Below are 17,428 nucleotides of genomic sequence, written 5' to 3' on the forward strand. Positions count from 1 at the left end.
ATACAACGACGCCGCAATCTCATCCGCCCGAATCGGCAGGACCGACAGCAACGTGTCGCTCAAACCATGACTGGCCTGGCTGAACCCCTGCATATAGATCCCCGCCTTGCAGCGCTCATCCGTCACCACGCGATAGTCACGGCTGACCTCAAACTCGCCCATGTACTCCTGCAACGGCGCCAGCAACTGGCGATGCATCTGCCGCTCATACCCGGTAGCCAACACCACCGCGTCGTAATGGTTAAGGCTGGCTTCCCCGTTGGCATTGTTGCGCAGGGCCAACTCGACACCCAACGGACCGGCGCTGGCTTTTTCCACGGTGGTCAGGGTCCGGAAAGCATGACGGGCAATACCGGAGACTTTCTGACGATAGAAAATCCCGTAGATACGCTCGATCAAGTCCAGGTCCACCACCGAATAGTTGGTGTTGTGGTACTCGTTGACCAGGCGCTCACGCTCACCGCTGGCTTGCTGGAACACCAGGTCGGTGAATTCCGGCGAGAACACTTCGTTGACGAACGGGCTGTCGTCGGCCGGTTTGAGGGCCGAGCCCCGCAGGATCATGTCCACCTGCACCGACGGGAAACTGTCGTTGAGGTCGATAAAGGCTTCGGCCGCACTCTGGCCGCCACCGATGATCGCAATCCGCATCGGCTTGCCATCGATGCACGGCTGCTGGGCCATGCGCGCCAGGTACTGGGAGTGATGGAACACCCGGCCATCCTCCTTGAGGCCCTTGAACGCGGGAGGAATGCGTGGCGTCCCGCCGGCGCTGACCACCACCGAACGAGCCGTGCGCACCAGTTGCTCACCCTGGGCATCCCGGGAAATCACCCGCAGTGCCTCGACCTGCTGCTGATGCAGGATCGGCTCGATGGCCAGCACTTCCTCGCCATAACGGCTTTGCGCCTGGAACTGCCCGGACACCCAGCGCAGGTAGTCGTTGTACTCCATGCGGCACGGGTAGAAGGTCCCCAGGTTGATGAAGTCCACCAGGCGGCCGTGGGCCTTGAGGTAGTTGACGAAGGAGTAAGGGCTGGTGGGGTTGCGCAGGGTGACCAGGTCCTTGAGGAAGGAAATCTGCAATTCACTCTGGGCTACCAGGGTATTGCCGTGCCAGCGGTAGTCGGCCTGCTTGTCGAGAAACAGCACGTCCAGCTTGCCTTGGGCCTTCTCGCGCTCTTGCAGGGCGATGGCCAGCGCCAGGTTCGAAGGGCCGAAACCGATACCGATCAGGTCGTGAACCGCGGGCGATGCAATTGCCTGTGTCATTCCAGTGTCCTCTGGATAAGCCCCGTGGCGGTGGGGCGGGAAAGCCTGAGAGACCTGTAGGCAGAACAACAGGTCGTGTGTTGATAGGAAACGAGGACAATGAAAAAAAATTTAGCCGGGATGCGATCAGTGCATGTCCCACTCACGCATCCGCACCCGGCAGTGCTTCATGGCGTTGACGATGTGTTTCTCCACGAGGCTGCGGGAAATATTCAGGCGCTCGGCAATTTCCGGATGGGACAAACCTTCGAGCTTGCGCAGCATGAAACTGTCACGACAGGCCGCCGGCAATTCCCCCAAGGCGCGCTCCAACATCTCCAGGCGCTGGCCGTGATCCAGGCTGGCGTGAGGGGACGCCGTGGAAAAACGCTCTTCGCTGTCCAGCACCTCCAATGGCTCCACCTGGCGCAGGGCATTACGCCGGTGGCCATCGATCACCAGGTTCAGGGCCGTGCGGTAAAGAAACGCGCGGGGCTGTTCGATGGGGGTATCACTGGCCCGCTCCAGTACCCGCACATAAGCGTCATGCACCACATCCTCGGCCACCTGGCGGTTGCCCAGCTTGGCGTTAAGGAAACACACCAGCTCGCGATAGTAGTTTTCCAACATGACTCCCGACCGCCTGGAGGGCGGCATTAGGTCCTTGAGTGCGAAGACGACAGCCGATTCAGCGATACGGCTGGATGGTGGCAGTTTGAATATGCGTAATTTATAGTAATTCTCATCTAGATTTAAACAAGACTTGTATCAACGGCCCATTTATTTCTCTGCGACACCTGTAACCGCATATGTAACAGCCTAAATTGTCGGGCAATTTTCTCGTTTACCTTGCAGCTTCCCGCACCTGCGGCCCGATCTTTCCCGGCTGGAACCCAAGCATGCAACGTCCTCGACCCGCCCGGCGCGCCTTGTTTGTCATGACGTGTCTGATCCCCGTTATCGCCGTCGCCGCCTGGCAGGTCCTGCCACCGGGCCGGGACAAACTGGCAACCGTCACCGTAACCCGTGGCGATATCGAAAGCAGCGTCACCGCCCTGGGCACCCTGCAACCCCGGCGTTATGTGGACGTCGGCGCCCAGGCCTCGGGGCAGATCCAGAAAATCCACGTGGAGGCTGGCGCCGAGGTCAAGGAAGGCCAACTGCTGGTGGAGATCGACCCATCCACGCAAAAGGCCAAGCTGGATGCCAGCCGCTACGCCATCGAAAACCTGCAAGCCCAGTTGCAGGAACAACGGGCCCAGCATGAACTGGCGCGACAGAAGTACCAGCGCCAGCAAAAACTCGCCGCCGGCAATGCCACCCGTGAAGAGGACGTGCAAACCGCCAAGGCCGAACTGAGCGCCACCCAGGCCCGGGTCGACATGTTCCAGGCGCAGATCCGCCAGGCCCAGGCCAGTTTGCGCAGCGACGAAGCCGAGCTGGGCTACACCCGCATCTATGCGCCGATGAGCGGCACCGTGGTTGCGGTGGATGCGCGAGAAGGCCAGACCCTCAACGCCCAGCAACAGACACCACTGATCCTGCGTATCGCCAAGCTGTCGCCGATGACCGTCTGGGCCGAGGTTTCCGAAGCCGACATCGGCCGCGTCAAACCGGGCATGCATGCCTACTTCACCACCCTCAGCGGCGGCGCCCGGCGTTGGACCAGTACCGTGCGGCAGATCCTGCCGGTACCGCCCAAGCCGCTGAACGAAACCAGCCAAGGCAACGGCAGCCCCGCCAGCAGCAGCAAAAGCGGCAGCGGCCGCGTGGTGCTGTACACCGTGCTGCTGGACGTCGACAACCCGGATCACGCCTTGATGGCCGAAATGACTACGCAGGTGTTCTTCGTCGCCGGCCGTGCGCAGAACGTGTTGACCGCGCCGGTAGCTGCCCTCAAAGGCGGCACCGGGACCGAACTGCAGCAGGCCCGGGTGGTGGCGAAAAACGGTGATATCGAACAACGCCAGGTACGCACCGGCCTCAGCGACCGGCTGCGTATTCAGGTGGTTGAAGGGCTCACCGAGGGCGAACATTTGCTGATCGGCCCCACCGCCAATAGCGGAGGTTGAATGCAAACGCCCCTGATCACCCTCTCGGGTATCCGTAAGTCCTACGGCGGCGGCGATGCGCCGTTGGTGGAAGTGCTGCGCGGGATTGATATGTCGATCCATGCCGGCGAGTTTGTCGCAATTGTCGGTGCGTCCGGTTCCGGCAAATCGACCTTGATGAACATCCTCGGCTGCCTCGACCGCCCAACCTCGGGTGAGTACCTGTTTGCCGGGGAAAACGTCGCGCAACTGGACAGTGATGAGTTGGCCTGGCTGCGACGCGAAGCCTTCGGCTTCGTGTTCCAGGGCTACCACCTGATCCCCGCCGCGTCGGCCCGCGAAAACGTCGAGATGCCGGCCATCTATGCCGGCATTCCCGCCGCCGAACGCCACGCCCGAGCCACCGCCCTCCTGGAACGCCTGGGCCTGGGCGAGCGCACTGCCAATCGCCCGCACCAATTGTCCGGCGGCCAGCAACAACGGGTGTCGATTGCCCGCGCCTTGATGAACGGCGGCCACATCATTCTTGCGGATGAACCCACCGGCGCCCTCGACAGCCACAGCGGCGCCGAAGTCATGACACTGCTGGACGAGCTCGCCGCCCTGGGCCATGTGGTGATCCTGATTACCCACGACCGTGAAGTGGCGGCGCGGGCCAAGCGCGTCATCGAAATCCGCGATGGGCTGATCACCAGCGACACCGCCACCGAGCATCCCGAAGTACAACACAGCGCCAACGCCGACGCCCTGCAAGCCGTCGACCTGCGCCAGCGCCTGGAAGACGGCAGCGAGCACAACGGTGCCTGGAAAGGTGAACTGGTGGACGCCGTACATGCGGCCTGGCGCGTGATGTGGATCAACCGCTTCCGCACCGCCCTGACGCTGCTGGGCATTGTGATCGGCGTGGCTTCGGTGGTGGTGATGCTGGCCGTTGGCGAAGGCAGCAAACGCCAGGTCATGGCGCAGATGGGTGCCTTTGGCTCGAACATCCTCTACCTCAGTGGCCTGTCCTCCAGCCCGCGGGCGCCCAGGGGCATCGTCAGCCTGACCGACGTCGCCGCCGTGGCCATGCTGCCCCAGGTGAAGATGATCATGCCGGTCAACGGCTCGCAGGCCACCGTGCGCTTCGGCAATGCCGACCACGCCAGCTATGTCGGCGGCAACGGCATCAACTTCCCGGAAATCTTCAACTGGCCGGTGGTCGAAGGCAGTTACTTCACCCAGGCCGACGAAGACAGCGCCACCGCCGTGGCCGTCATTGGCAAGAAGGTGCGGGACAAACTGCTCAAGGACTTCAGCGACCCTATCGGCCAGTACATCTTGATCGAGAACGTGCCATTCCAAGTGATCGGCGTGCTCCAGGAAAAAGGCGCCAGCTCGGGCGACCAGGACAGCGACGACCGGATCGCCGTGCCCTACTCCGCCGCCAGCATTCGCCTGTTTGGCAGCCAGAACCCCCAGTACGTAGCCATCGCGGCCGCCGACGCCTCCCAGGTCAAGCAGACCGAACAGGCCATTGATGAACTGATGCTGGGCTTGCACAACGGCCGCCGCGACTTCGTGGTGACTAACTACGCGGCCATGATCCAGGCCGAGGCGCGCACGCAGAACACCCTGTCGCTGATGCTCGGCTCGATTGCCGCCATTTCTCTGTTGGTAGGCGGGATTGGCGTGATGAACATCATGCTGATGACCGTGCGTGAACGCACCCGGGAAATCGGCATCCGCATGGCCACCGGCGCACGCCAGCGCGACATCCTGCGTCAGTTCCTTACCGAAGCCGTGATGCTTTCGGTGGTCGGCGGCCTGTGCGGTGTTGCCCTGGCGCTGATCGTCGGAGGCGTACTGATCCTCGCCGAAGTGGCGGTCCAGTTTTCCCTGTTGGCCGTGCTCGGTGCCTTTGGCTGCGCACTCGTCACCGGCGTTGTATTCGGCTTCATGCCGGCCCGCAAAGCTGCCCGGCTTGATCCGGTAAAGGCGTTGACCAGTGAATAAACGATCCATGACCCCACGACTGTCCCTGCTCAGCCTGTGCCTGCTGCTCAACGCCTGCACCGGCACTGCGCCCTCTTCCGACACCGGTATTGCACCGCCCACGGCCTGGCAATTCGCCAAGCGCCAGGCAAACCAGTCCACTCATCAACAATGGTGGACGCAGTTTGGCAGCCCGCAACTGAACCGCCTGATCGACCAGGCCCGCCGCGACAGCTACGACGTGGCGGCAGCCATGGCCCGAGTGCGCCAGGCCCAGGCCAGCGCGGTGATTGCCGGTGCGCCGCTGTTGCCGGAGGTGGGCCTGAACCTCAAAGCCAATCGCCAGAAACGCATCAGTGGCAGCAGCACCTCGGACAGCGCGGACACCAGCAGCACGGTCAACAGCTACAGCGCCAACCTCACCGCCAGTTATGAAGTGGACTTCTGGGGCGGCCGCGCGGCCGCTCGCGACAGCGCGCTGCACACCGTGCGCGCCAGTGAGTTCGATCAGGCGACGGTGGAGCTGACGTTGCTCAGCAACGTCGCCGACCGTTATGCGCAGACCTTGTCAGCCCAACAACGTCGGCAGATTGCCGAACTCAACCTGGCCAACGCGCGCAACGTCCTCGACCTGGTGCAGACTCGCTATGACGCAGGTTCGGCAACCGCCCTGGAGCTGGCCCAGCAGAAAAGCCTGGTGGCCAGCCAACAACGACAACTGCCACTGATTCAACAACAGGCCGAGGAATCCCTCATCACCCTCGCGGCTCTGCTGGGCCAGCCAGTGCAAGCACTGAACCTGGGCACCGAGGGTTTCCAGGCCCTGACCTGGCCAACCATTGGCGCCGGAGTCCCCAGCGACCTGCTCACGCGCCGTCCCGACATTGCCCGCGCCGAAGCGCAAATGGCGGCGGCGCAAGCGGATGTCACCGTGGCCCGTGCAGCGATGTTGCCAACGGTGACCCTCGGGGCATCATTAGGATCGGGGTCGAGCAAGGCGGCCGATGTGTTGCGCAGCCCGTTCTATACCCTCACCTCGGGGTTGGTGGGGCCAGTGTTCAACAACGGGCGCCTGAGTGCCGAGCGCGATCGGGCCAGGGCGCGCCAGGAGGAACTGCTCGAGGTTTATCGCGGCTCGATCATCAATGGGTTTGCGGATGTGGAAAAGGCCCTCAGCAGCATTACCGGGCTGGATCAGCAGCGCCAGTGGCAGGCTGAGGAATTGCAACAGGCGCAGACAGCGTTTGAGATTGCCCAGAGTCGGTATCAGGCGGGGGCGGAGGATCTGCTGACGGTGCTGGAGACGCAGCGAACACTGTATGCGGCGCAGGATTTGAATGTGCAGCTCAGGTTGGCGCGAGTGCAGGCAAGTATTGCGCTGTACAAGGCATTAGGCGGTGGGTGGCAAGTGTTGTGAGGCCATCAGGGGATTCACACCTGATGGCCTGCCGGGCAATCACACCGGTTCTGCGACCTGCTCCTTTGCGAAGCTCGCAAACTCCGGGTCTGCGCGCCAGAACGAATCCAGCTTCACCCGGGTTTCGTCACCGGCCTCCAGCGTCTTCAGCTCTTCAAGCGCCTTTTCCCACCACAGCGGCCGGCAGGCGTTCAGGTAGGTACACCGCTTGGCCTGCTTGCCCAGCAGATAGAATTTGGCGACCTTTCGAGAAGTCGTGCATTGGCCCTTGAGCTTCCATTTCAGGCGCAGTCGATCGTAGAGGGCATTTTTTGGAAGGCCATCAGGCACCAAAAATGTCATCTGCGGCAAGGTATCGCGATAGTCCTCGCCATGCAGGTCAAAGAACACCTTTAACATTGCATGGTGATAGCTCTTCACTGAGAAGTAGTGATTGATGCAGTCGTTGGCCTCGACGACTTTCTTGCCGTCCAGCATGAACGATACGGCAATCTGCTCAATGGTCAGCAGTGTGGCGCCATGATGAGCCCATTGATCAATCAAACCGAGAGCGCCATCGAGCATCGCGACGTTGGCCCTGGTCAGCCCGCAGATGCCACTGTTGAAGAGTTTCAACGACGGTGCCGGGCGCTGATTTCCGGCCTCTACCTCTTCGACGAACGCGCGGTACTCCGAACGCTGGGACGCTTGGGCCCAACTCCACTCGAACTCATCCATCAAAAACTGATGGTCCGTCACACGCCCGAATAGCTCGGCAGGATCTTTGAAGAAGACCGTATCGGTATCGATGAAGATGGTTTTGTCGGCGAGTTGAGCACCGGCCTGGATGGCACAGGCCTTACGTCGATGGTAATAGCCTCCAGCACCTTTCCAGGTATCCAGCGTCTGCGCGTCAAGAGGCAGTACGGTGATCGGCCAACCATCAAAGGCCTCGGGCTGATCCGTCATCACTGTGATCGTGAAACTGGCCGGATCTTTCCTGTGACGCAGGGCTGACAAAATGCTGAACTTTGCTTCGTGTCGGTAAACAGATTTGTCGCCATAGAGCAGATAGAGGAGTTGATTCGAAAACATAAATCCATAACGCCAAATTCGGTTCACAGCCAACGATAAAGAGGCCCGATAGTGACATTGTGCCACCATCCATTTTCATCTTCCAGTCGCGACACAAAGAGTAACAATCCAATCCTTCGATGCCGCCATCTAGACCTTTAAGTGCCGCGCATACCAAGGCCGTCTCGGCACCTTCCTGAACAAGCTTTTGACCGTCTCTTCATCCCCAAACGTAATCCGCAACGCCAACTTCATCGTCTCCGGATCCATCTCCATCGACCGCCCCATCTGCAATCCCGGTGTGGTACTGCAGCCATGGGTATCCGGCCCCAACCACGGGTCATCCACCTCCACCCAACGCCCCGGTGCAAACCACGGAACGCCGTTCACCTCAAGGCGTTGAACCTCCCCCGGATGAAACCGCTCGTGGGCACGAAACCAATCTTCGACCCGATCATCAATCCACCCGTGAAAATGCCAGAACACCGGGTTCACATGGGACGAAAACGGATCACCGAGAAAGTCGTTCTCCGGCCCGAACCAGCGCCCGGCGAAGTCCGCCGGATCGCGGGCCAGCGGTGCCGGTGCGCCATTGGACGGATCACGTGCCACCGACGCCCAGCGCATATGCAACCAGTCGTGCAGCCCCAGCTCCACCTCCGAACCAAATTGCCCCAACGTCATGCGCGACAGATAAGCCGGGTCCCGATACTGCGACTCCCACACCTGGAAATTACTGCAATAGGTCTCGGCGCTTTTGATATCACTGACCCACCGGGTAAAGGTGTCATCCCCCCGGGAAACCCAGGTCGGCGGCACCGAGAACCCATCGTGATTGTCGAAGTAACGGATAAACCCCTGGCGATCACGCTCAAGCTCCGGCTGCGGCAACGGAAAGCGCGGCCAGGACGGCAGGTCCTGCATCGAACGCGCCGTGCCCAACATATGCCGGTGCATGAAAAAGAAGTCGATGCCCGAACCGTTGCGGTCCTTGCGCGGCCCGCGAGCATCACGCTCACGGTCACGGGGGCCTGGCTGCCAGCCGATCCCCCGCAAGGCCTCGCGCTTGTCTTCGGGCAGTTTGTGCCACTTGTCCCGGGACGCATGCCACAGCTGGTGAAACAGCCGATGCTCCGGCGAAATCAGCCAGTCCTCCAGGGTCGGATTGAGCAGCGCGCGCTCACGGGCTTCGGGGAACAGCCGCTTGATCGCCACAAACCGGTTGTCGTCTTCGGGCAAGCCGAGGGCGCGATCCATACGCAACACGCGCCCACTGAGCGAAGCGGTGCCAGCATTGCCGAAAGCGGCCCAGACCTCATCCAGGGTGGAAATAAACTGATACCGAATAATACCGGTGCGACTGTCCATCAGCCGCCAACTGATTTGTCCTTGCTTGACGTCCGCCAGGTCGCCCAGGACTTCATAGCGCGGCGCAGCATCGGTACGTAATACCTGCGCACTGTCCAGATATCCGCGCACGCCACGCCCCCGGGCGGCGATATCCAGTAACAGTTCCAGGCCTTCACCGGGCACGCCATCGAGCCCGGCGTCACGGCCTTCGAGACGAATGTCCCACACGCCCCGCAAGGCATTGGCCATCTGCTGGCCGGCCATGTCCGGCAGGTCCACCGTGGCTTCACCCGGGGTAATCGGTTCGTCCGGCTGCGTCAATTGACGGTGGGCGTAATAGGCCGCTGGCACTGCGGCGCCGGTCAGTGCCAGGCCCGCGATGAAGCCTCGTCGAGAAATCGTCATTGCCCTACCTGTGTCAGCCATGGAGCTGGCTTTATCCAAGCTAGAACGAGCATTGCGCGAACAAATTTAGGGGCACGGGCAAGCGCCTAAATTTCCCTCTCCACCGCTCGTTCTTCCCAGATAGCAAAGGCCTCGCCTGCACCTCCTCCACCGGAAAGCGACACTGAGATGGCAATGACCAAAACGCGCTCGAAAAAAGCTCTTCTGATCGGCCTGCCCCTGGCACTGGCGATTGCCGCCGGCGGCGGTTTCCTGGGTTGGAAATACCTGTACGACAACGCGGGTTATCCGCTCAAGGTCATGAAGCAGGCCGATGAGTTGCAGGACCGGATCATTTCCTTCGACAGCCATATCACCCTGCCCCTGCGCTTCGGCAGCGAGGGTGACGAAGCGGATAAGGACGGCCTGGACAAGTTCGACCTGGTCAAGGCCCAGCGCGGGCGCCTCTCGGGGGCGGCCCTGACGATTTTTGGCTGGCCGGAAATGTGGAACGGCCCCAACGCCCCGCACAAACCCACCGCTGCCTTTGTCGACCAGTCCCGCCAGCAGCAGGAAGTACGCTACAAAGCGATCACCGGGATGGTCCGCGACTTCCCCAATCAGGTCGGCATCGCCTACACCCCGGACGACTTCCGGCGCCTGCACGGTGAAGGCAAGTTCGCGGTATTCATCAGCATGCTCAACGCCTACCCATTGGGCGAAGACATCACTCAACTGGACCTGTGGACCGCGCGCGGCATGCGCATGTTCGGCTTCAGCTACGTGGGCAACAACCCGTGGGCCGACTCATCGCGACCGCTGCCATTTTTCAATGACACACCCGACGCCTTCAATGGTCTGTCGGACCTGGGCAAGCGTGCCGTGCACCGGCTCAACGACCTCGGGGTGATCATCGATGTCTCGCAGATGTCGACCAAGGCCCTCGAACAAGTGGCCGAGCTCAGCCGTACGCCGATGGTCGCTTCACACTCCGTGCCACGGGCGCTGGTGGATATCCCGCGTAACCTCAGCGACAAGGAAATGCAGTTGATCAAAAACAGTGGCGGTGTGGTGCAGATCGTGGCGTTTTCCGCCTACTTGCGCCCGCTGACCCAAGCCACCCAGGACAAACTCAACCGCCTGCGGGCCAAGTTCGACCTGCCGCCGCTGCCCAACCTGCACGTGGCGCTGATGCCCGGCGACCCGATCATTGCCGCGTGGCCCTCGCAGAAGTTCGGCCAGTACGCCAGCGCGCTGTACGACATCCTCGATGAAGAGCCCCAGGCCAGCCTGAAGGACCTGGGCGACGCTATCGATTACGCGGTGACAAAGATCGGCATCGATCATGTCGGCATCAGTTCGGACTTCAACGAGGGCGGCGGCGTGAAAGGCTTCAAGGACGTCAGCGAGATTCGCAACGTGACCGCCGAGTTGATTACCCGCGGTTACTCCGAAGCGGACATCGCCAAGCTGTGGGGCGGCAACTTCCTCAGGGTCTGGGACCAGGTGCAAAAAGCCGCCCAGCCTGTCGCCCTCCCCCAACCTTGAATCCGCAGCGAAACCTTGCCATGACCGATCGCCGTACCTTTCTGAAAACCGCAGGTGTGCTTGCGGCCGGCCTGCCGTTGAGCAGTCACTTGATACCCACCGCCGCAGCCGCTACGCCGGCTGTCGCCACCGATAAATGGCAGGCCCTGCGCCAACTGTTCAAGCTCGACCCGAACTACGCGCACTTCGCTAACTTCCTCATCACCTCGCACCCAAAACCGGTACAGGACGCCATTGACCGCTACCGCGCCGAGCTGGACCTCAACCCGGCCAAGTGGGTCGACTGGGAAACCCAGGCCGAATGGAAACGCGAAGGCGAAGTACGGGACTGGGCGGCGCGCTACCTGGACGTCAAGCCACGCCAGATTGCCCTGACCGGCAGCACCACCGAAGGCCTGGTGATGATTTACGGCGGGCTGCACGTCAACCCCAACCAGGAAATCCTCACCACCGAACACGAGCACTATTCCACCCGCAACACCTTGAATTTCCGGGTCAAGCGCGAAGGCACCCAGGTGCGCAAGATCAGCCTGTTCAAGAACCCGCGCAGCGTCTCCAGCGATGAAGTCCTGGGCAACATCTCGCGCAATATCCGCCCACAAACCCGGGTGCTGGGCATGACGTGGGTGCAGTCGGGCAGCGGGGTCAAATTGCCCGTGGGCGAGATTGGCGACCTGGTGCGCGAGCATAATCGCCAGCGCGAGGAAAAGGACCGGATTATCTATGTGGTCGACGGCGTGCATGGCTTTGGCGTCGAGGACATGAACTTCGCTGATTTCAAGTGCGACTACTTCATTGCCGGCACCCATAAGTGGATGTTTGGCCCACGGGGCACCGGGATCATTTGCGCTGCCTCGGAGCAAATGAGCGACCTGACGCCGACCTTCCCGACGTTCTCGGAAAACAAGGATTTCGGCACCATCATGACCCCCGGCGGCTATCACGCCTTCGAACATCGCTGGGCGTTGGGCGAAGCATTCAAACTGCACCTGCAATTGGGTAAGTCCGAGGTGCAGGCACGCATCCATCAGCTCAACACCTACCTCAAGCAGCGCCTGAAAGAGCATCCGGGCATCGAGCTGGTGACGCCCGACAGCCCGCAGTACTCGGCCGGCTTCACCTTCTTCCGGATCAAGGACCAGGACGTCGATGCCGTTGCCTCCTACCTGAACCAGAACCGCATTGTGGTGGATGCCGTAGACCGTGACGTCGGCCCAGTGGTGCGCTTCGCACCAGGCCTGCTCAACACCGAGCAGGAAATCGACCGGGCCATGGCTGTGCTGACGAACAAATACTGAACCCTTTCCTGACACTGACGAGAAGGCTGCAAATAATGTCTCGAACCGCACTGTATCGCCTGTCCCTGGGCGTGATGCTCGCCACGTTGGCCGTAGGCAGCGCCCACGCCGCAACACCTGCGCCGGGCAAGGTGTTCAAGGACTGCAAGGATGGCTGCCCGGAGCTGGTGGTCTTGCCGGCTGGCAGTTTTGTCATGGGCACACCGGACGATGAACTGGGCCGCCAGTCGGACGAAGGTCCGCTGCACACCGTGACCTTTGCCAAGCCGTTTGCCATCAGCCGCTTCCAGGTCCAGGCCAGCGAATGGGACGCCTATATCCGCCAGAGTGGCGTCAAGATCGCCGACGGCGACACTCGCCCCGGCCGTGCGTGCAAGGCCAGCAAGCCGACGTACGCCCAAGGGCCAAAACAACCGGCGGTGTGCATGGACTTCCAGGACGTCGAAAACTATGTCGCCTGGCTGTCGAAAAAGACCGGCCAGAAATACCGGATGCTCAGCGAAGCCGAACGCGAATACGCCGCCCGCGCCGGCAGTACCGGGTCCTTCCCGTTCCCCATGGACCCGGACACCGAATACGGCATCAGCCAGCACGCCAATACCTACGGACCGAAGGACGGCTACAGCTTCACATCCCCGGCCGGCAGCTATCCGCCCAATGCGTTTGGTGTGTATGACATGCATGGCAATGTGTATGAGTGGGTTGCCGATTGCTGGCACGACAGCTACGTCGGCGCACCGACCGATGGCAGTGCGTGGCAGGACAAGAACTGCGAAACCCGGCATATCCGCGGGAACGATTGGGGCGAGGCGCCGATTTTCTCGCGCTCGGGTAATCGCAATGATCGACCGGCGACCACGCGAGGGGATTGGTTGGGGTTCAGGGTGGCTCGGGAGCTTTGAACGGCAACGCCAATTTCGATCGTTCCCACGCGTGGGAACGGTCAATTGTGTTGTAGCCGCTGCCGAGGCTGCGATGCGTGTCCGCAGGACCGCCCTCGGAGGGGCCGCTTCGCAGCCCATCGCAGCCTCGTGCCTCAGCAGCGGCTAGATCACGGCGTTCAACAGCATGCAGGCTGCCACCCCCAGGCACAGCGCGGCAAAACCGATTTGAAGGGTACGCGCCCGGATCAGTGAACACAGCCTGCGCCCCACCATCATCCCCACGATGCTCGCCCCAATAAACACCCAGCCCATCCGGTCAATGCTCACCCCGGCATGAAACGCCCCCACTACGCCGATCAGGGAAATCAGGCTGATCACCATCAGCGACGTCGCGACAATCCCGCGCATCTGCACATCCGTCAGTTGCTTGAACGCCGGCACAATCAAGAACCCGCCACCGACCCCCAGCAACCCCGACACCGCCCCCGTCACCGCGCCCAGGGCGGCCAAGGTTGCCGTGCATTTGGCGGTCCAGGAAAAGCGTCCGGTCTGTTGATCGAGCATGCAGTTCTTCTGGCCCCAGGACGCGGTGCCATGGTCACTGGGCCCGGCCTCGACCTTCTCGCGCTGCAACATGCGCCAGGCCACCAGCACCATCAGCGCACTGAACAGGCCCATCAGGATCTTGTCCGGCAATTGATGGGCGAAGAACACCCCAAGCGGTGAAAACAGTGCGCCGAGCAACGCGATCAACAGCGCCGCCCGGTAGCGCACCAGGCCATGGCGCAAGCCATCAATCGCACCGACGGCTGCCGCAGCGCCCACGGCAAACAACGACACGGGCGCCGCCTCGGTCATGGTAAAGCCAAGCCCCAATACCAGGGCCGGCACGCCAAGAATGCCGCCGCCAGCCCCCGTCAGCCCCATGATCAAGCCCATGAGCACGCCAAAAAAACTTGCCAGCAACATAGGGTTTTCTCAATCCACCTTGGACAGGCTGGTCAGCCATTCGCGACCTTTAAGCATGCCGTTCCAGTAGAACCACGGCAGCAACGTCGCCTTGAGGAACCACGCAGAACGCCGGGCGACAGTCGGATCGAGGGGGAACGTCGGCAACAACTTGCCGCCATAGCCGAACTCGGCCAGCACCACTTTGCCCTTCTCTACCGTCAGCGGGCACGAACCGTAGCCGTCGTACTTGAGAAGCATAGGTGCCTGTTTGCGCAGGGCCAGCAGGTTTTCGGCCACCACCACAATCTGCTTGCGTACCGCAGCGGCGGTTTTAGCGTTGGTGGTGGAGCACACATCACCGAGGCCGAAGATGTGCGGATAGCGCACATGTTGCAGGCTCTGGGGATTCACTTCGCACCAGCCGGCGGCATCGGCCAGCGGGCTCTGGCGGATAAAGTCCGGGGAGACTTGCGGCGGCACGACGTGCAGCAGGTCGAAGGGTTTTTCTTCGACGGTGACGTTGCCTTCAGCGTCCTTGATCTCGAACCAGGCTTTGCGCGCCGGGCCGTCGACCTTGACCAGATTGGAATTGAAGGCCAGCCGCGCCGAGTATTTCTCAATGTACTTCATCAACGGTGGCACAAAGGTCGCCACCCCAAACAGTGCCGCGCCAGCGAGGTTGAATTCAACGTTGATGTTTTTCAAGTCGCCTTGCTTGAGCCAGTGATCGCACGACAGGTACATCGCCTTCTGCGGCGCGCCGGCGCATTTGATCGGCATGCCCGGCTGGGTAAAGATCGCCTTGCCGCCCTTGAGCTGGCGGACCAGTTGCCAGGTGTAGCTGGCGTGCTGGTAGCTGTAGTTAGAGGTGACGCCGTTCTGGCCAAGGGTTTCTGCCAAGCCGTCGATCTTTTCCCAGGCCAGGCGCAGCCCGGGGCAGACGATCAGGTTCTTCCACGTCACGCGCTGGCCACTGTCGAGCACCAGCGTCTGCTCATCGGGCAGCAACTCGGCGACGCTCGCTTGCACCCAGGTGACGCCATCAGGCAACACGTCGGCCATGGGCCGCGCGGTCTTCTTCACGTCATACGCGCCGCCGCCCACCAGGGTCCAGGCGGGCTGATAATAGTGGGTGTCGTTGGGTTCGATCAGGGTGATGTTCAGGTGCGGGTCGCGCTTGAGCAGGCTGGCCAACAAGCCGATGCCTGCCGAGCCGCCGCCGATGACAACGATGTCGCCACTGATGGTAGGTCCCCAGTGTTGGTCGTTCATGGTCTTCGCCTTTCTAATGGTCAATGCACACAAGGGTCGCTGCCGTATGGCATCACGCCCAGCTTTTGATCACCGCCCCGCAATACAGGCCGGACAAGGTCTTCATCACTTGGATCACTTCGTGGCTGGCCAGCCCGTAGAAAATGTATTTGCCTTCGCGGCGGGTGGCCACCAGCCCTTCATCACGCAGGATGCCCAATTGTTGGGACAGCGTGGGCTGGCGCACACCGGTCATGGTTTCCAGCTCGCCGACGTTGCGCTCGCCCTGGGTCAACTGGCAGAGAATCAGCAGCCGGTCCTCATTGGCCAGGGCCTTGAGCAAGGCGCAAGCCTTGGAGGCCGACGCGCGCAACTGGGCGACTTCGCCTTCACTCAGGTTCGATTCCATTTGCTTCAGACTCTCTCTCTCACTTAAGCTCAAAACATTATGTGTAAACGTAAAGTGATTGTAACTACTTATTTACGCCACTTGGGACAGCCGTTATGCCAGCGTTGATTCAATCCTTTCTGGACGAGGCGTCGTCGACCTACACCTATGTCGTCTATGAACACGACGGCGGCCAATGTGCAATTGTCGACTCGGTGCTCAATTACGACCCGGCTGCCGGGCGTACCGACACCGCCCAGGCTGACCGGGTCATCGCCTTTGTGCGCGAACATCGCCTGCAGGTGCAATGGCTGCTGGAAACCCACGCCCATGCCGATCACCTGTCTGCTGCGCCGTATCTGCGCCGGCAAGTGGGCGGCAAGATCGCCATCGGCCAGTCCATCAGCAAGGTGCAAGACGTGTTCAAGCACCTGTTCAACCTGGAACCGGCGTTTCGGGTCGACGGTTCCCAGTTCGATCACCTGTTTGCGCCCAACGAACAGTTCCAGATCGGCAACCTCAAGGCCCAGGCCCTGCATGTCCCCGGCCACACACCGGCAGACATGGCTTATCTGATCGAAGGGCAACTGATCCTCGTGGGTGACACCCTGTTCATGCCCGACGTCGGCACTGCTCGCTGCGACTTCCCCGGGGGTGACGCGCACCAGCTCTACGCGTCAATGCGCAAGCTACTGGCCTTCCCGCCCGGAACCCGCCTGTATGTGTGCCACGACTACCCACCCGAAGGCCGTGCGGCCAAGTGCCTGACCACCGTGGCCGAGCAGCGCGCGGGGAATATTCATGTGCATGACGGGGTGGATGAAGCAGCGTTTGTGAAGATGCGCACCGAGCGGGATGCCGGGCTGGGCATGCCGACGCTGTTGCTGCCGGCGATTCAGGTCAACGTGCGCGCCGGGCATATGCCGCCGGCGGAAGATAACGGCGTGGTGTACCTGAAGATCCCCCTCAACCAACTTTAATCTGGAGGGTGTACACAGTTCCCTGTGGGAGCCGGGCTTGCCCGCGATAGCGATCTATCGGCTGATGCATCGGCTGCCTGACACTCCGCTATCGCGGGCAAGCCCGGCTCCCACACTAACCGAGGTTGATGCCATTGGCCGGCAACGGCAACGCCGTCTTGTAGCGCACCTGCTTGAGGGCAAAGCTTGATCGTATGTTCGCGACCCCAGGCACCTTGGTCAGAAACGTCATCATGAAGTGCTCCAGGGACTGGATGGTCGGCACCAGCACCCGAATCAGATAGTCCGGGTCGCCAGCCATCAGGTAGCACTCCATCACTTCAGGGCGGTCGGCAATCGCCCCCTCAAACTGCTGCAACGCCAGTTCGTTCTGCTTTTCCAGGCTGACATGGATGAATACATTGACGTGCAACCCCAGCAGGTCGGCATCCAGCAACGTCACCTGGTCGCGAATCAACCCTAACTCCTCCATCGCCTTGACCCGGTTGAAACACGGCGTGGGCGACAGGTTGACCGAGCGAGCGAGGTCGGCGTTGGTGATGCGGGCATTCTCCTGAAGGGCGTTGAGAATGCCGATATCGATACGGTCCAGTTTGCGCATGAGACAAAACCACCTGTTTATTATGTTTATGCAGTTTTTTTATCCTC

Annotated in this window: 15 protein-coding genes; 7 read left to right on the forward strand and 8 right to left on the reverse strand. The window is 61.4% G+C overall.

Annotated elements, in window-relative coordinates; translation table 11 throughout:
- Together GNF76_RS18455 and GNF76_RS18460 are read right to left on the reverse strand one after the other, a co-directional pair.
- Window positions 1-1,272, reverse strand: a 1,272-nt coding sequence (locus GNF76_RS18455; RefSeq protein WP_155584562.1) for a lysine N(6)-hydroxylase/L-ornithine N(5)-oxygenase family protein, incomplete at its 3' end; no start/stop codon positions are given.
- 126 nt (window positions 1,273-1,398) lie between these two features.
- Window positions 1,399-1,881 carry a sigma-70 family RNA polymerase sigma factor gene (locus GNF76_RS18460; protein ID WP_155584563.1) on the reverse strand — a complete coding sequence of 161 codons (483 nt, stop codon included), beginning with the start codon at window positions 1,879-1,881 and terminating at the stop codon, window positions 1,399-1,401.
- 269 nt (window positions 1,882-2,150) lie between these two features.
- On the opposite strand from GNF76_RS18460, the gene GNF76_RS18465 reads away from it, so the two are divergent.
- The 3 genes from GNF76_RS18465 to GNF76_RS18475 are packed head-to-tail and all read left to right on the forward strand — an operon-like array spanning window position 2,151 to window position 6,693.
- On the forward strand, window positions 2,151-3,323 hold the full coding sequence (locus GNF76_RS18465) for an efflux RND transporter periplasmic adaptor subunit (protein WP_155584564.1): 1,173 nt from the start codon (window positions 2,151-2,153) through the stop codon (window positions 3,321-3,323).
- Window positions 3,324-5,297, forward strand: a complete 1,974-nt coding sequence (locus GNF76_RS18470) for a MacB family efflux pump subunit (RefSeq protein ID WP_155584565.1) — start codon at window positions 3,324-3,326, stop codon at window positions 5,295-5,297.
- 7 nt (window positions 5,298-5,304) lie between these two features.
- Entirely contained in the window at window positions 5,305-6,693 is a 1,389-nt protein-coding gene (locus tag GNF76_RS18475) for an efflux transporter outer membrane subunit (protein WP_155584692.1), read from the forward strand.
- A 39-nt stretch (window positions 6,694-6,732) separates the two neighbouring features.
- Here GNF76_RS18475 and GNF76_RS18480 read toward each other — a convergent pair whose 3' ends face one another.
- Window positions 6,733-7,767: a hypothetical protein gene (locus GNF76_RS18480; RefSeq protein WP_155584566.1), complete on the reverse strand. Its 1,035-nt coding sequence runs from the start codon at window positions 7,765-7,767 to the stop codon at window positions 6,733-6,735.
- Window positions 7,768-7,896: 129 nt separating this feature from the next.
- Window positions 7,897-9,501, reverse strand: coding sequence for a pyoverdine maturation tyrosinase PvdP (gene pvdP, locus GNF76_RS18485; RefSeq protein ID WP_155584567.1), 1,605 nt, complete (start codon window positions 9,499-9,501; stop codon window positions 7,897-7,899).
- A 174-nt stretch (window positions 9,502-9,675) separates the two neighbouring features.
- Here pvdP and pvdM point away from each other — a divergent pair, with 174 nt between their 5' ends.
- The 3 genes from pvdM (at window position 9,676) to pvdO (ending at window position 13,228) form a co-directional block, all read left to right on the forward strand.
- Complete coding sequence (gene pvdM, locus GNF76_RS18490) at window positions 9,676-11,028, forward strand: pyoverdine-tailoring dipeptidase-like protein PvdM (protein ID WP_155584568.1); 1,353 nt, start codon at window positions 9,676-9,678, stop codon at window positions 11,026-11,028.
- A 20-nt stretch (window positions 11,029-11,048) separates the two neighbouring features.
- Entirely contained in the window at window positions 11,049-12,326 is a 1,278-nt protein-coding gene (gene pvdN / locus GNF76_RS18495) for a pyoverdine-tailoring periplasmic protein PvdN (RefSeq protein WP_155584569.1), read from the forward strand.
- A gap of 74 nt (window positions 12,327-12,400) precedes the next feature.
- Window positions 12,401-13,228: a dihydropyoverdine dehydrogenase gene (pvdO, locus tag GNF76_RS18500; RefSeq protein WP_246211941.1), complete on the forward strand. Its 828-nt coding sequence runs from the start codon at window positions 12,401-12,403 to the stop codon at window positions 13,226-13,228.
- Between the two features lie 144 nt (window positions 13,229-13,372).
- On the opposite strand, the gene GNF76_RS18505 is transcribed toward pvdO, so the two are convergent.
- The 3 genes from GNF76_RS18505 to GNF76_RS18515 are packed head-to-tail and all read right to left on the reverse strand — an operon-like array spanning window position 13,373 to window position 15,821.
- Window positions 13,373-14,179 (reverse strand): sulfite exporter TauE/SafE family protein, encoded by an 807-nt coding sequence (locus GNF76_RS18505; RefSeq protein WP_155584571.1) that lies wholly within the window; start codon window positions 14,177-14,179, stop codon window positions 13,373-13,375.
- A 9-nt stretch (window positions 14,180-14,188) separates the two neighbouring features.
- Complete coding sequence (locus GNF76_RS18510) at window positions 14,189-15,433, reverse strand: NAD(P)/FAD-dependent oxidoreductase (RefSeq protein WP_155584572.1); 1,245 nt, start codon at window positions 15,431-15,433, stop codon at window positions 14,189-14,191.
- Between the two features lie 52 nt (window positions 15,434-15,485).
- Window positions 15,486-15,821 (reverse strand): ArsR/SmtB family transcription factor, encoded by a 336-nt coding sequence (locus GNF76_RS18515; protein ID WP_010166774.1) that lies wholly within the window; start codon window positions 15,819-15,821, stop codon window positions 15,486-15,488.
- A 95-nt stretch (window positions 15,822-15,916) separates the two neighbouring features.
- On the opposite strand from GNF76_RS18515, the gene GNF76_RS18520 reads away from it, so the two are divergent.
- Complete coding sequence (locus GNF76_RS18520; RefSeq protein WP_155584573.1) at window positions 15,917-16,780, forward strand: MBL fold metallo-hydrolase; 864 nt, start codon at window positions 15,917-15,919, stop codon at window positions 16,778-16,780.
- 115 nt (window positions 16,781-16,895) lie between these two features.
- On the opposite strand, the gene GNF76_RS18525 is transcribed toward GNF76_RS18520, so the two are convergent.
- Window positions 16,896-17,381: an Lrp/AsnC family transcriptional regulator gene (locus tag GNF76_RS18525; RefSeq protein ID WP_155584574.1), complete on the reverse strand. Its 486-nt coding sequence runs from the start codon at window positions 17,379-17,381 to the stop codon at window positions 16,896-16,898.
- Window positions 17,382-17,428 lie beyond the last annotated feature (47 nt).

Source organism: Pseudomonas spelaei (assembly GCF_009724245.1).
Taxonomy (GTDB): domain Bacteria; phylum Pseudomonadota; class Gammaproteobacteria; order Pseudomonadales; family Pseudomonadaceae; genus Aquipseudomonas; species Aquipseudomonas spelaei.

What these genes read in the sequence shown, in the direction of transcription:
- GNF76_RS18515 (WP_010166774.1), bottom strand. Translation starts at nt 15,821, where the DNA reads ATGGAATCGAACCTGAGTGAAGGCGAAGTCGCCCAGTTGCGCGCGTCG.
- GNF76_RS18510 (WP_155584572.1), bottom strand. Translation starts at nt 15,433, where the DNA reads ATGAACGACCAACACTGGGGACCTACCATCAGTGGCGACATCGTTGTC.
- pvdO (WP_246211941.1), top strand. Translation starts at nt 12,401, where the DNA reads ATGCTCGCCACGTTGGCCGTAGGCAGCGCCCACGCCGCAACACCTGCG.
- GNF76_RS18460 (WP_155584563.1), bottom strand. Translation starts at nt 1,881, where the DNA reads ATGTTGGAAAACTACTATCGCGAGCTGGTGTGTTTCCTTAACGCCAAG.
- GNF76_RS18465 (WP_155584564.1), top strand. Translation starts at nt 2,151, where the DNA reads ATGCAACGTCCTCGACCCGCCCGGCGCGCCTTGTTTGTCATGACGTGT.
- GNF76_RS18505 (WP_155584571.1), bottom strand. Translation starts at nt 14,179, where the DNA reads ATGTTGCTGGCAAGTTTTTTTGGCGTGCTCATGGGCTTGATCATGGGG.
- GNF76_RS18475 (WP_155584692.1), top strand. Translation starts at nt 5,305, where the DNA reads ATGACCCCACGACTGTCCCTGCTCAGCCTGTGCCTGCTGCTCAACGCC.
- GNF76_RS18520 (WP_155584573.1), top strand. Translation starts at nt 15,917, where the DNA reads ATGCCAGCGTTGATTCAATCCTTTCTGGACGAGGCGTCGTCGACCTAC.
- pvdN (WP_155584569.1), top strand. Translation starts at nt 11,049, where the DNA reads ATGACCGATCGCCGTACCTTTCTGAAAACCGCAGGTGTGCTTGCGGCC.
- GNF76_RS18470 (WP_155584565.1), top strand. Translation starts at nt 3,324, where the DNA reads ATGCAAACGCCCCTGATCACCCTCTCGGGTATCCGTAAGTCCTACGGC.
- pvdM (WP_155584568.1), top strand. Translation starts at nt 9,676, where the DNA reads ATGACCAAAACGCGCTCGAAAAAAGCTCTTCTGATCGGCCTGCCCCTG.
- GNF76_RS18525 (WP_155584574.1), bottom strand. Translation starts at nt 17,381, where the DNA reads ATGCGCAAACTGGACCGTATCGATATCGGCATTCTCAACGCCCTTCAG.
- GNF76_RS18480 (WP_155584566.1), bottom strand. Translation starts at nt 7,767, where the DNA reads ATGTTTTCGAATCAACTCCTCTATCTGCTCTATGGCGACAAATCTGTT.
- pvdP (WP_155584567.1), bottom strand. Translation starts at nt 9,501, where the DNA reads ATGACGATTTCTCGACGAGGCTTCATCGCGGGCCTGGCACTGACCGGC.